The organism is Brevibacterium moorei (assembly GCF_024580735.1).
In the GTDB taxonomy this organism is placed as follows: Bacteria; Actinomycetota; Actinomycetes; order Actinomycetales; family Brevibacteriaceae; genus Brevibacterium; species Brevibacterium moorei.
Map to the genome: position 1 here is coordinate 1 of NZ_JANIJX010000002.1, position 13,567 is coordinate 13,567.

Below are 13,567 nucleotides of genomic sequence, written 5' to 3' on the forward strand. Positions count from 1 at the left end.
ACCAACTGGTGGCACCGTGACGACGAACTACACGGTCAACCGGTCACCCCAGCACGCCCCAAACTGAGTCAAGCGGATTCCGGGAAAAATCTACCGAATCGCTTGACAAAGAACATAGGGACACCCCCCCACACACACAGCCACTTCCCTCACCGATGACCCACGCTGGGTCGCCGGACTGTCGACGTTGTACGCGCTCGTGCGCTTACTCGTTGAATCCCGATCGGCGTGTGGGCGGATGATCGCCTGGACCGCTCCGCCGGTCCCGTCACGGCCTCGACCGTAGACTCTGCGGCGCGCACCTCGATCTCGAGGTAAGTCACAACTGGTGCAGTCCGGCTCACGCACGATCGAGCCGCCGGAGGGCTGGCCGTGAGCGGAGCCATCGCCACCATCGGCAATATGCTCCCGTTTTCGATCCTCGTCGTTTTCACCCAGCGGCAACTTGGTGTGGACGAGGCGGGATACGGCTTGATCCTCGCGGTGTCGGCGCTCGGTGGGCTTGTCGGACCGCTGGCCTCGGTCTGCGTGAGTATCGCTCTGATCCTCGTGCGGACCGTCGACGTCGACTGACCAGCCGGACTGCTCAACCGGGTACTACACAGGTACCGATCAAGACTTCTGCCGGATCCCTGAGAGGAAAGCCCGTGCCGTAAAGTGAATCGAATGATCAGTGATGAACTGCGACACTTGGTCCGACTCACCGGCGAACATGCCGCGCGCTGGAACGACGACTACGATCATACAGTTGCGGCCGGTCTGCTCACCGCTTCCGGCCAGGTCGTTCTCGGGCTCAACACCTATCACTTCCTGGGTGGGCCATGCGGGGAAATCGCCGCGCTGTCCAATCACGCTTCGTCTGTGCCCACGGACCCGATCGTCGCGGTCACAGCAGTCTACGGCTCCACAGGTGACGTCATATCCCCGTGCGGAAAGTGCCGCCAGGTCATCTTCGACATGGATCCGAGAATACGTTTCGTCGTACGTGATGCGAACGGGCTCACTACGCGCACCGCCGCAGAGCTGCTGCCCCTGGCCTACGATTGGCGTGCCGTCGACCAACCGCAGAAGCTCTATATGTGGGAAGGGTACGAGGGTCCCATCAGATCGGGCTCCAAAACGCAGACCATCCGAATCGACGACCCATTCAGACCGGGTTCCGCAGAGCTCGTCTTTGAGAAAGAAGACGGTGAGGTCGTCGTCATCCCCGCTACCATCACCGATGTCCGCACGATCGCCCGCGACGAGGCGACCGAGGACATCGCGATAAAAGATGGTTTCACCTGCCTCGAAGACCTTCATACGGCCCTGGAGAGTCACTATCCGGGCCTCGGAACGACCGATCCGGTAGATATCGTGACGTTCGCACTCGACGGCGACTAGCGCTTAAAACCGCCCAGGCCCTCACATGCTTCCCTGTTTGTCGGGCAGCAGCCCGTGTCACGAAGTCCTGTTCACGAATTGAGTATGCTGGGCCGGGATGAAACCGAGCTTCCTCCCACTGCGCACCGAGCGTCTCATACTCCGCGTCCACCGCACCGACGACGCCGACGCGCTCCGGATTGTCTATTGTCGTCCCGAGGTCGCGCGGTTCCTCTTGGACGAACCGTGGACACCTCAGGACGCCATCGTCAAGACCGCGGAGCGTGTACCGAAAACCGACCTGGACGGTGAGACCGGGGCGCTCGCCCTCGTCATCGAGCACGCCGGCCGGCTGGTCGGCGATGTACAGCTGTGGTTCACCGACCGAGAACACCGGGTCTGTGAAATCGGCTGGGTGCTCGATACGGATTTCGGCGGTCAGGGACTTGCGACCGAGGCCGTAGCGGCCGTGCTCGATCTCGCATTCGAACACTTTCGGGTGCATCGCGTCACCGCGCAGATGGACGGGCGCAACACCGCCTCGGCCAAGCTCGCCCGCAACCTCGGCATGGAACACGAAGCCCATCTGCGACAGGACTGGTGGAGCAAGGGCGAATGGACCGACACTCTTATCTACGGAATCCTCGCGGGGGACAGCCGGCACCGCACGACGGGACTCCCCCAGGATTGATCACTCACGTGAGGCAGGGCCGCGCTGCGTGTAGGAGTGGTCAACGCGGGATACGTCGGTGTCAGCGTCCGGGCGAGTGCCCCCAGGCGATGTCCTCGGGTTTCAAACCGGCCGGTTCAATGATCGTGATGTTCGTGATCCCATTGCCGTTATCGGCGAACGACGCCCGAAACTGCACTTGCATGTAATCAAATGCATCGGAATAATCGCCGGGATTCGCCTGGCCGGTGTCATCGCATCTCACTCCCAGTTTTCCGATGAATTCGGGCGAATCGTCCGTCGGTTCATCACCGATCGCGGCCTCGGGGTCGAAGTCGTTGTTCACGAGCCTGACGTCGTAGATGCCAAACTTCTTCACAAGCTTGGCCTCCGCGGCTTCTTCGTCGATTACGGGCAGCGGCCTTCCGGAAATGCATACGAGTCCGATGAAGACCGCCCCCACTGTCAACCAGCTGAGCCCTGTCACCAGTGATTTGCGCCGGGTGTCGGGAGAACGGCGGTAGGCCATCAGGAATATGGCGTTGAAGACGACCAGCACAATGGTCACCACGACCGAGGCGAGAACCCGAGATGTGCTGGTTTCGTAGGTGAGGATGTCTCCACCGCGCGCTACCAACAAGATGCTCTCCTCCACGTTTCTGCGAGGCCATCGTCGACACCCCGGCAGAGAATCCAGTCAGCGTACTAAGCCGATTCTCCTTGTCCATAGTAGTAGCCGATCACGCCGCCAGACGAGGGCCTCTCACTCTCCCGCGCCGGCCGCCGCGTGATCACAGTGGTAGCGTCGAAGGCGAAGATTGCCCCATCCCGCTGAAAGTCAACTGCCCACTTCACGGTATGGGTTCGGACAGCAGGAAGGCCCCGGAGTGAAAACTCCGGGGCCTTCCTGCTGTCCTTGTTGCGACTCAGGACAACTGTGCGCGGAGGGGGACTTGAACCCCCACGCCCGATATATTGGGCACTAGCACCTCAAGCTAGCGCGTCTACCTATTCCGCCACCCGCGCCGGGCAACAAGGAATACATTACACGGACTGTGGGGGTTTGCAAAATCGCGCGGCCATCCTGCGCAGAGCCGTCGAATCAGTCCTGCGGGAACGTTACGGAGCCCAACACATGGGGCTTGCCCCGCTTGGCGTCGAACACCTGGAAAACCGTCTTCTGCCGCGAAATCCCGCGGAATTCGGCATCGTCATCGACAGGTCCGTCCTCTCTCAATGCCCCGACCGGAGCCTCGGCATTCGAGTACGCCAGCGTCACCGTGGCCGGCAGGACGATGGGCCCGGCGAAGGAAACCTCCCATATGAAGTACGACACATGCGGGTCGATTGCTGCGAGGGCACGGCTGGCCGAGTACATGCCATGGGCGATCCGCGCGGGGAATCCGAAGGCCTTCGCCGCCGGGGTGCTCAGATGGATCGGATTGATGTCATCGGAGACACGCGCATAGTCCCGGGTGACCGAGGTGTCGAGGCGCCACAGGGCCTGCGGCGTGACCGCCGGATCGAAGGGCAGGGTGCGGCGCGCGGACTCCCCCACAGCAGTGTCCTCCGGATCCGGTCCGCCCGACAGGAAGCGGCCGCGGGCCAGATAGGTCGAGGTGTCTCGAAATGCAGGCTCGGCCCGGCCGCGATGGCAGGCGGTGACGGTGATGTCCACGGTTGTGCCCCTCTTATGGGGCTCCACCGCGGTGACTTCCACACGCAGGTCGAGCTCATCGCCGACGACCACCGGCCGGTATTGGACGAAGCTGTTGTGCACATGCACCATGCCCATCACCGGCAGGCCGAATCCCGGGCTCGTCATCAGCTCCATCCCGGGCAGGAAGCCCAGGGTGTGCAGGTAACCGGCCGAGGCCTCGGTCCGCAGAGTGCCATGCACCGCGTGGACGAAGGCCGCCAGCCGGTCACGGTCGACTCCGACCCTCGCCTCGACGGCCGGCACGGCCAACAGCGCCTGCGCATCCGGCCGTGCCCGGCCGGGCTTGGGCAGGGCCGAGGCCGCCGCCTTCGCATAGGTGCTCATCCGTCCCATCTCAGGCCCCCACGATGTTCTGTCCGCAGACCCGTAGGGTCTGCCCGTTGATTCCACCTGCGTGCTCGGAGGCGAGGAAGGCGACGGCCTCGGCCACGTCCAGTGGTAGCCCGCCCTGCTGCAGGCTGGACACGCGCCGGGCCACCTGGCGGCGCAGCGGCGGCATCTTCGCCGTCATCTCCGTTTCGATGAAGCCGGGGGCCACGGCGTTGATGGTCCCGCCCCTGGCAGCGAATTCGGCCGCAGCAGCACGGGTCAGGCCGATCACCCCGGCCTTGGCCGCGGCATAGTTCGTCTGCCCCTTATTGCCCGCGATTCCCGAGGTCGAGGCCAGTGCGACAACATGCGGATGCTCGCCCCAGGCCTCCAACTCGTTCAGGGATCGATCCAGGGCCAGTTCCGCCTTGAGGTTGACCGCCAGAACGGATTCCCAACCCGCCGGCTCCATATTCGCCAGCATCCGATCGCGGGTGATTCCCGCATTGTTGATGAGGACGTCGATGGGCGCTCCGACGGCCTCCACAATGCGCGCGCCCGCGTACGGTGCCGTGATATCGAGTTGAATCGCGACTCCCGACACCTCGTTCATGGTCGCGGCAAGGGCCTGGCCCGCGGCCGGGATGTCCACCCCGTAGACCGTGGCACCGTCGCGTGAGAGCACCCGTGCGATGGCGGCGCCGATCCCGCGAGCGGCACCCGTGACCACTGCGGTCCGGCCGGCCAGCGGCCCCGCCGCACCGAGCCCTGCCATCTCCACGGTCCCGACTGCCCGACCGGACGTGGAGTCGACGGTGAGGAACTGCCCGTCGATGTAGGCGGACTTGGCTGACAGCAGGAAGGCCAGAGTCGAGGCGACGGAGGGCGCGGTGATGGGCGCCTCGTTCAGCAGGATGCCGTTGGCCGTGGTCCCGGCCCGCATCTCCTGGCCCAGGGACCGGGTCAGTCCGAGCACCGCCTGCGCGGTCGCGGCCCTGGCAGGATCGTGCAGGACGGAGTCCGTCGCATCGGAGATCGTGATGATGCGCGAGCAGGGCCGCAAAGACCGCAGCGCAGCGCCGATCGTCAGGGCGGGCTCGGCCAGCTCATCGACGTCCTCGGCCCCGGCGAGCACCGCGATGATGCCCTGGTAGCGGGCGGAGGGGTCCCGGTGCCGGTGGACTGCGAATCCGGCCTCGAGCACGAGGCCCGCAACCGCATCCGCCGGGTCCGCGCGCCCGAGGATCAGCACGGGTCCGTCCTGGAAAGCCGGCTCCGAGCCCGATTCGCCGAAGCGGCGCAGCGGGACCGGCCGGGGCAGGCCCAACTGTTTGGCCAGCAGTTTCAACGGTCCGTTGACCAGGTCCAGGTACGCATCACCCGTCGTATTCCGTTTTCCCATCGTCTTCCCCTGCCCTCTCATGCCGCTTCCACGATCGCCGCGAGGCCCTGACCGCCAGCCGCGCAGATCGATACCAGTGCGCGGCGCTTGCCCGTGGCGTGCAGGTACTTCGCCGTGGTCGCGATGATCCGCCCGCCCGTCGCCGCGAAGGGATGGCCGGCGGCCAGGGAGGAGCCCAGCGGGTTGAGCCGGTCCCGGTCGATCGGTCCCAGGGCACCGGGCAGGCCCAGCCGCTCGCGGCAGAACTCCTCGGATTCCCAGGCGGCCAGGTGACACAGCACGGTGGAGGCGAAGGCCTCGTGGATCTCGAAGACGTCGATATCCTCGAAGCTCAGACCGTTGCGCTCGAGCAGTCTGGGGACGGCGTAGGCCGGGGCCATCAGCAGGCCCTCGTCTCCGGTGACGAAGTCCACGGCGGCCGCCTGCGCATCGACCAGATAGGCCAGGGGCGATAGTCCCTGGGACTGAGCCCAATCCTCACTGCCCAACAGCACGGCAGAGGCGCCGTCGGTCAGGGGTGTCGAATTGCCCGCCGTCATCGTCGCGGCCGTATTCAGGGAGGTGCCGAAGACCGGACGCAGGCCGGCCAGCGATTCCGGGGTGGAATCGGGGCGCAGATTGGTGTCGCGGACCACCCCCAGATACGGGGTGACCAGGTCGTCGAAGAAGCCCGCATCCCAGGCCGCGGCCAGGTTCCGGTGCGAGGCCAGGGCCAGATCGTCCTGTGCCTGCCGGGAGATCGCCCAGTCGGCGGTTGTGCGCGCCTGGTGTTCGCCCATGGACAGTCCGGTGCGCGGCTCCCCCGTACTCGGAGCAGCCGGCGCCAGATCGCTGGGCCGCAGACGGCTCAGTGCCTTGACGCGTCCGGCCAGGGTCTTCGACCGCATCGCCTCCAGCAGGATTCCCCTGGCGTGTTCACCCACGGCCAGGGGCGCATCCGAGGCGGAGTCGACTCCCCCTGCGATACCGGAGTCGATCTGTCCGAGGCGGATCTTCTGGGAGATGGTCACCACTGCCTCGAGCCCGGTAGCGCAGGCCTGGCCCAGATCGAAGGCCGGAGTGGTGGACGCCAGGGCCGAGCCCAGAACGGTTTCGCGGGTCAGGTTGAAGTCGCGGGAGTGTTTGAGCACGGCACCGCCTGCCACTTCCCCCAGTTCCCGCCCGGCCAAGCCGTACCGGGCCACCAGCCCGTCGATGGCCGAGGTGAACATGTCCTGATTCGAGGCGTGGGAGTATTCCCGGTTCGACCGGGCAAATGGGATGCGATTGCCGCCGAGGATGGCGGCGCGGCGTGGTGACTGGGATGTCATCCGGGGCTCCTTGTCGGTGGGCAGGAGAATTTACCTGTTACCAAGAGTACCTGCTACTGTGTTTGACATGAAGTCTGTCACATCACCAGATGGACGGTCCACCCGCTGGGATACACACAGAGCCACCCGCCGCGTCGAACTGCTTCGAGCAGTGCGCGCCGCCGTCACCGAATACGGCTCCGAACTGTCCATGGATCAGATCTCGACGCGCACCCGGACGTCCAAGACAGTCCTCTACCGTTACTTCGGCGATCGCGCGGGGCTGCAGCGTGCCTGCAGCACCTGGGCGATGGACGTGATCGAACGCCATCTGACCCAGGCCGCACAGGCGGATACCGCACACCCGGCCGATCCCCTCACCCTGATGGTCCACTCCTTCGTCGAACTGGCCGCCGGCTCCCCTGGCCTCTACCGCTTCTGTGCGGCCGCCGTAGACGACGGCACCAATCAAGGCTTCTTCACCCGCGTGACCCAATCCCTGATCCACGGGCTGGGGCTGTCGACCCCGGACGACCACATCTGGGCCCGTGGCGCAGTGGGATTCGTCAGAATGTCAACCGAGCACTGGTTGGCGACCCACACGGGGACGCCGATCACCGATGCCCAGATCGCCGCGGTCTCCACACAGATCGCGGGCTGGCTGCGCGCCTCTCTGCAGCCTGCGACCGTTCCACCCACACCGGAGGAGACCACCGATGAACGCTGACACCTCGAAGACCCCAGCAGGATCCGAGCGACTGCCCGTGGACCACGATGTCCTGGCCGGTCTGGCCGATGGCCCGCGCCGGGACTTCCGCCTGCGCGGTCGCGCCTTCGCCGGCGACCCGGCCCTGCGACAGCCCGCCGATGATCCCAGCCTCGAGGCGCAGCGATCGGCTACCACCCGCGCCGCATTGGAATTGGGCAAACAGGGCTTTCCAGCTCAGAGTCTGCCTCGAGCACTGGGCGGGCAGGAGGCCTTCGCCGCCTATGTCGCGGGCTTCGAGGAGACTCTGCTGGCCAGCCCCTCGGCGCAGATCAAGGCCGGCGTCCAATACGGACTCTTCGGCGGAGCGATCCAGCACCTGGGCAATGCCGCCCAGCACGAACGCTGGCTGCGCGCCGTTATGGCCGGCGAGCTAATGGGCAGCTTCGCGATGACCGAGATCGGCCACGGTTCCGACGTGGCGGCGCTGGGCACCACCGCCACCTACGATCCCGCCACACAGGAATTCGAGGTCCACACCCCGTTCAGAGCCGCGACCAAGGACTACATCGGCAACGCCGCCAGGGATGCACGGGCCGCGGTCGTCTTCGTCCGTCTCATCACCCGGGGCGTGGACCACGGCATCCACGCGCTGTTCGTCCCGCTGCGCACGGAGGAGGGTCAGACCCTGCCCGGCATCACGATCGAGGACGACGGGTACAAGGGCGGCCTGCCGGGCGTAGACAACGGCCGCATCGCCTTCGACCGGATCCGGGTGCCGCGGGCCAACCTGCTGGACCGCTATGGCCAGGTGGCCGCGGACGGAACGTACACCTCGGACATCGAATCGCCCGGGCGCCGCTTCTTCACGATGCTCGGCACCCTGGTCCAGGGGCGGGTGTCCCTGGACGGGGCGGCCACGGTCGGTGCGAAGCTCGCACTCGACATCGCAGTGCGCTATGCGCTGGCCCGCAGGCAGTTCGCCGGCGCGGACGCCGACGAGGAGACGACCCTGCTGGACTATGCCCAGCACCAGCGCAGGCTCATGCCGGCGCTGGCCCGGACCTGGGCGAACGCCGCAGCCCACGAGTCTTTACTGGGAGACTTCGAGCGGGTTTTCTCCGGCGCAGACGACACCGACGAGGCCAGGCAGACCCTGGAGACACGGGCGGCGGGCTTCAAGGCCCTGAGCACCTGGGACGCCCTGGACATCGTCCAGGAATGCCGGGAGGCCTGTGGCGGCCAGGGATTCCTGGCCGAGAACCGCTTGGTGGGGCTGCACCAGGATCTGGACGTCTATGCGACCTTCGAAGGCGATAACACCGTCCTGCTGCAGTTGGTGGGCAAACGCCTGCTGGGAGACTACGCGGCCGAGTTGAAGGACGTGGACTTCGGCGGGGTGGCCCGGTACATCGGCACCCAGGCGGCCGAACACTCGCTCTACCGCACAGGCCTGGCCAGCGCGGGGCGCACGATCGGTGACATCTTCACCCCTGCACTCAACGCCAGGCGGATCCGTTCGGGCAAACTGATCGGGGCTCTGCTGGCCGAACGCGTGCGGGTCATGGTGGCGCAGCTGGCCGGCGACCTGCGACCTGCGGCCAAGGCCTCACCGGAGGCCGCCGCCGAACTGTTCAACCGGCATCAGCACGAGCTCATCGAGACCGCCCGCGCCTATGTCGAGATGCTCAAATGGGAGGCCATCGACGCGCAGTACAAGCAGATCGACAGGGCGGCACACCCGGCCGAGGCGAAGTTGGTCAAACGGCTGCGCGATCTATTCGGGCTGAGCCTGATCGAACAGCACATCGGTTGGCACCTGATGTACGGTCGACTGCCCATGGCCAGGGCCAGGCAGGTCGGTCCTGCGATCGACCGACTGTGCGGCCTGCTGGCCGACAATGCACTGGACATCGTGGAGGCCTTCGGATTCGGTCCCGAACATCGCCGGGCCCCGATCGCCGACGGCGCCGAGGCCGCCCGCCAGGACGAGGCCCGCGCCCACTACCGCGCGGGCCGGGCAACATCGACCTGGCCGGCCGATGAGAAGGCGATCTACAAGTCGAAGATGGCCGCGCGCCGGAGGCGCTGAGGTCGCCCGCCGGGGCGGCCGCCCACCACTGCGGTTTCCGCCCCGGCAGCCGCGGGAAACCGCGCAGCCGGAGCCTGCGGGACAGATGAAAGGCGTCTTACCTTCGCTTGCTAATCTCATGACATGACGACCAAGCGCACCAGCCGCACTCTGCTCGCCCTGTCCTCCCCCATCCTCGCGGTCGGACTGCTAGCCGGTTGCGGCTCCGGCACCCCGACCGACTCACCGAGCTCCGGCTCCCCGGCTCCCAGTACCTCACCCACATCCGTTGATGCCCCGGCGGCCACGGACTCCACGGGTCCCGCCACGATTCCCACCGCCTCGGCCTTCGGAGAGAACATCGATCTGGCCACACAGAACATGCCGATCACACCGGCGGCCGCACTCGAGGCCGCGCAGCAGAAAGCGCAGGGCACCTTCTACACGATCGAGTTGGACTTCGAGCAGCGGAATTCCGCCTGGGAGTACGAACTCGGCTTCCAGCACGACCGGACGGAGTACGAGGTCTCCGTCGATGCGGTTACGGGCAAGGTCGTCGATGTTCACAAGGAGGCCACAGACGATCGGGAGACGCCCATCGAGGTCGACAAGCCCCTGCCGTATTCCGAGGCGCTTTCCCTGGCCCAGGAGAAGTCCTCCGGCAGGCTGACCGGCTGGTCGTTGGAGGCCGATGACGGCCGCATCGACTACTCCTTCGACTTCGACGAGGACGGCAAGGACGTCGATGTCACGGTGGACACCGCGACGAAACGGGCCTTCATCGACGATTGATCCGCACGGTCCCGGCCACCTGCCACCAGGTCGGAACCTCCTTGGGGTGAGGATCACACCGATCCGTTCCGACGTCCACTTCCAGCAGGGTGCATAATTATTAGGTTCAGTGCATGGATTGGGGTGAACATCCCACACCCGCATGTGAGCGTTCACCCATCAGCCCAGCGGCAAAGGACCATCGTGGCAGAATCGTTCGCCCGCCAGCTCTTCCGGCGTCGCCTCCCGGCCGATCCCCAGGCTCAGGGCTCCGGCCTGCGCCGGTCCATGTCGACCTTCCACCTCATGATGATCGGGGTCGGCGGGACAGTGGGAACCGGGATCTTCTTCATCATGTCGGAGGCCGTTCCAGAAGCCGGTCCCGCCGTCATCGTGTCATTCGTCCTGGCCGCCGTGGTCGCCGGACTCACCGTCCTGTGCTATGCCGAACTGGCCTCGACGATTCCGGCCTCGGGATCCTCGTACTCCTTCACCTACGCCACCATGGGCGAACTCATCGCCTTCGTCGTGGGAGCCTGCCTCATCTTGGAATACGGCGTGTCCGCGGCAGCTGTGGCGGTGGGTTGGTCCGAATACCTCAACCTGCTCCTGGAGAACCTGTTCGGCATCAGCTTCCCACCGGCGCTGTCGGCCGCGCCCGATGCAGGAGGGATCGTCAACGTCCCCGCCATCATCCTGGTCGCCCTGTGCCTGGTGCTGTTATTGCGCGGGGCCAGCGAATCGGCCCGCGCCAACAGTGTCATGGTGCTCATCAAGCTGGCCGTGCTCATCGTCTTCGTGGGCATCGCGTTCACCGGCTTCACCGCCGACCACTTCGCAAACTTCGCCCCCGAGGGCATCCGGGGCATCTCGATGGCGACCGGTTCACTGTTCTTCAGCTACATCGGTCTGGACGCTGTCGCCACCGCCGGCGGCGAGGTCAAGAATCCCCGCAAGGCGATGCCCCGCGCGCTCATCGGGGCCCTGGCCATCGTCACGCTCATCTACCTGCTCGTCGCAGTGGCGGCCCTGGGCGCGCAGGCCCCTGCACAGTTCGGCGCACAGCAGGCCAGCCTGGCCACCATCGTGCAGAACCTGATCGGGCAGACCTGGCCGGGCACGGTGCTGGCGATCGGCGCGGTCATCTCGATCTTCTCCGTCACCCTTATCTGCCTGTACGGCCAGACGCGCATCCTGTACTCGATGAGCCGCGACGGGCTGGCGCCGCGGGTCTTCGCCCGGATCAGCCCGCGGACCCACGTCCCCGCGGCGGGCGCCTGGATCGTCTGCGCCGTCGTCGCCGTCCTGGCCGGCCTCCTCCCTCTGGGGATCCTGGCCGACCTGACCTCGATCGGAACCCTGACTGCCTTCCTCCTGGTCAGCCTGGGCGTGATCATCCTGCGCCGGACCAGGCCGGACCTGCCCCGCGGCTTCAAGGTCCCCGGATACCCCGTCACCCCGGTCCTGTCGATCCTGGCCTGCCTCTACGTGATCAGCGGCCTGCAACCGATCACCCTCATCGCCTTCGTCATCTGGATAGCCGTGGCCCTGATCTTCTACTTCACCTGGAGCCGCCGGCATTCGACCCTGGCGATGGCGGCGGACCCAGGCCGAATCGAATAGCCGGACCACACTATCCTGGAGACGGCGCGCCCCAACCGCCCTCTGATTTTTCGCAGTACACAACCATATGAAAGGCAGACGATGTCGAAGATCGCCCTGGTCCGCAAACCCAGCCCCAATCTGAATGAGGGACTGGTCGACAACATCGAGCGCGTCCCGGTCGACGTCCCTCTGGCCATGCAGCAGTGGGAGGGCTATGTCCACACTTTGCAGGAAGCCGGCTGGGATACCCGCGAAGTCGAACCCGCCCCGGACTGCGCTGACGCGGTTTTCGTCGAGGACTCCGTGCTGATGTACAAGAATGTCGCCGTGTCCATGCACTCCGGCGCTCCCAGCCGCCAGGCCGAACCCGCCGGCACGCGCAGTGTCGTCGCAGGGCTGGGCTGCTCACTCAACCAGATCACAGAGCCCGGCACCATGGACGGCGGTGACATCCTCAAGATCGGCGACACGATCTATGTGGGCCAGGGCGGCCGGACCAATGCCGAGGGCATCCGCCAGCTGCGCGCCATCCTCACGCCCCTGGGCGCCACAGTCGTGGCCGTGCCGGTGACCAAGGTCCTGCACCTGAAGACCGCAGTCACCGCGCTGCCCGACGGCACGGTGATCGGCTACCCCGACTTCGTCGACAATCCCTCGATCTTCGAGCGCTTCATCCCGGTCCCCGAGGAACACGGAACAGCCGTCGTCTGCCTGTCCGATTCGCATGTCGTCATGTCCGCTTCCGCACCCCGGACCGCTGAGCTGATCCGCGGCCTGGGATACCGGGTGACGACGGTTGAGATCACCGAGTTCGAGAAGCTCGAGGGCTGTGTGACCTGCCTGTCTGTGCGCGTGCGCGGTCTGGCCGACTGAATCGGCCTGCCGGATCACCCGGTCCCAACCGGGCGGTCCGGCCGCCGATTCGACACGCCCTGGCCGGTCCTCGGTTGCATTGGCGCGTCCGGGGTCGTTAGCGTGGCCGCATGTTATCCAAGACAACTCGACTTGCTGCCATAGCCGTTCTTTCCGCAGGTTCCCTGGGCGCTCTGGCCGCCTGCTCCCCTGCCGGCGACCAGAACGGCCCCGGGCAGGAAGCCGGGGCCTCCGACCAAGCCGCGCAGGCCTCGGCGCCGGCGGAGAAGCCGAAGGCGGCCGCACCGAAGGCCCAGCACAAGGATTTCGGGAAATCCACGAACATCGCCGATAAGCCCGTCCCCGTCGACCCCGAGCAGGCCGTTGCCGCCGCTAGGGAATACTCCGGCGGCGGCGAGCTGCAGGAGATGAAACTGTCCTATGACCGCTTGTACCGCACCTGGGCCTACCAGGTGCGCACCGTCAATGGCCGTCTGCAATCACAGGCGGTGATCGACGCGATCTCCGCGAAGGCGCTCGATCACGGTTCCCAGCAGCTGGGCAAGAAGGAGAAGGTGGGCACGGTCGACGACTCCAAGACCGTGTCCTACGATAAAGCCCTGCACGCTGCCACCTCGCAGACCGACGGCAGCCTGATCCGCTGGGATCTCAGCACCGAAGATTCCCCCACCTACACTTTCGAACTCGACCAGGACGGCGCCGTGCACAGTGTGGCGGTCGACGCGCACTCCGGCAAGGTCAGGGACTGACCCGTCCCAGCCGGATCGCGCGATGCCGGATACCCCGCGA

13 protein-coding genes and 1 tRNA gene are annotated in these 13,567 nt (G+C 66.0%); 9 read left to right on the forward strand and 5 right to left on the reverse strand.

Going from position 1 to position 13,567, the window contains the following annotated elements:
• Positions 1-372 precede the first annotated feature (372 nt).
• The 3 genes from NQ034_RS01640 to NQ034_RS01650 all read left to right on the forward strand — a co-directional run bounded on the left by NQ034_RS01640 (position 373) and on the right by NQ034_RS01650 (position 2,053).
• On the forward strand, positions 373-573 hold the full coding sequence (locus NQ034_RS01640; protein WP_257046659.1) for a hypothetical protein: 201 nt from the start codon (positions 373-375) through the stop codon (positions 571-573).
• A gap of 93 nt (positions 574-666) precedes the next feature.
• Positions 667-1,383, forward strand: coding sequence for an ASCH domain-containing protein (locus NQ034_RS01645; protein ID WP_257046660.1), 717 nt, complete (start codon positions 667-669; stop codon positions 1,381-1,383).
• Between the two features lie 97 nt (positions 1,384-1,480).
• On the forward strand, positions 1,481-2,053 hold the full coding sequence (locus NQ034_RS01650) for a GNAT family N-acetyltransferase (protein ID WP_257046661.1): 573 nt from the start codon (positions 1,481-1,483) through the stop codon (positions 2,051-2,053).
• Positions 2,054-2,114: 61 nt separating this feature from the next.
• On the opposite strand, the gene NQ034_RS01655 is transcribed toward NQ034_RS01650, so the two are convergent.
• From NQ034_RS01655 to NQ034_RS01675, 5 genes are all read right to left on the reverse strand, one after another.
• A complete protein-coding gene (locus NQ034_RS01655) occupies positions 2,115-2,672 on the reverse strand; it encodes a hypothetical protein (RefSeq protein WP_257046662.1) in 558 nt (185 codons plus the stop codon).
• 298 nt (positions 2,673-2,970) lie between these two features.
• A tRNA-Leu gene (locus NQ034_RS01660) sits at positions 2,971-3,058 on the reverse strand.
• 76 nt (positions 3,059-3,134) lie between these two features.
• Positions 3,135-4,076: a MaoC/PaaZ C-terminal domain-containing protein gene (locus NQ034_RS01665; RefSeq protein ID WP_257046663.1), complete on the reverse strand. Its 942-nt coding sequence runs from the start codon at positions 4,074-4,076 to the stop codon at positions 3,135-3,137.
• 10 nt (positions 4,077-4,086) lie between these two features.
• The gene (locus tag NQ034_RS01670) at positions 4,087-5,463 is read right to left on the reverse strand and encodes a 3-oxoacyl-ACP reductase (RefSeq protein WP_257046664.1); all 1,377 of its coding nucleotides are present in this window, start codon (positions 5,461-5,463) and stop codon (positions 4,087-4,089) included.
• A 17-nt stretch (positions 5,464-5,480) separates the two neighbouring features.
• Positions 5,481-6,773 (reverse strand): acetyl-CoA C-acetyltransferase, encoded by a 1,293-nt coding sequence (locus tag NQ034_RS01675; protein ID WP_257046665.1) that lies wholly within the window; start codon positions 6,771-6,773, stop codon positions 5,481-5,483.
• Between the two features lie 67 nt (positions 6,774-6,840).
• Between NQ034_RS01675 and NQ034_RS01680 the strand changes: the two genes are divergently transcribed.
• The 6 genes from NQ034_RS01680 to NQ034_RS01705 all read left to right on the forward strand — a co-directional run bounded on the left by NQ034_RS01680 (position 6,841) and on the right by NQ034_RS01705 (position 13,527).
• On the forward strand, positions 6,841-7,479 hold the full coding sequence (locus NQ034_RS01680; protein WP_257046666.1) for a TetR/AcrR family transcriptional regulator: 639 nt from the start codon (positions 6,841-6,843) through the stop codon (positions 7,477-7,479).
• Positions 7,469-9,550: an acyl-CoA dehydrogenase family protein gene (locus NQ034_RS01685; RefSeq protein ID WP_257046667.1), complete on the forward strand. Its 2,082-nt coding sequence runs from the start codon at positions 7,469-7,471 to the stop codon at positions 9,548-9,550. Before NQ034_RS01680 ends, NQ034_RS01685 begins: the two co-directional genes overlap by 11 nt.
• Positions 9,551-9,673: 123 nt before the next feature.
• On the forward strand, positions 9,674-10,321 hold the full coding sequence (locus tag NQ034_RS01690; protein WP_257046668.1) for a PepSY domain-containing protein: 648 nt from the start codon (positions 9,674-9,676) through the stop codon (positions 10,319-10,321).
• Between the two features lie 183 nt (positions 10,322-10,504).
• The gene (locus tag NQ034_RS01695; protein WP_257046669.1) at positions 10,505-11,923 is read left to right on the forward strand and encodes an APC family permease; all 1,419 of its coding nucleotides are present in this window, start codon (positions 10,505-10,507) and stop codon (positions 11,921-11,923) included.
• A gap of 81 nt (positions 11,924-12,004) precedes the next feature.
• The gene (gene ddaH / locus NQ034_RS01700) at positions 12,005-12,778 is read left to right on the forward strand and encodes a dimethylargininase (RefSeq protein WP_257046670.1); all 774 of its coding nucleotides are present in this window, start codon (positions 12,005-12,007) and stop codon (positions 12,776-12,778) included.
• Positions 12,779-12,888: 110 nt separating this feature from the next.
• On the forward strand, positions 12,889-13,527 hold the full coding sequence (locus tag NQ034_RS01705; protein ID WP_257046671.1) for a PepSY domain-containing protein: 639 nt from the start codon (positions 12,889-12,891) through the stop codon (positions 13,525-13,527).
• Positions 13,528-13,567: the final 40 nt, after the last annotated feature.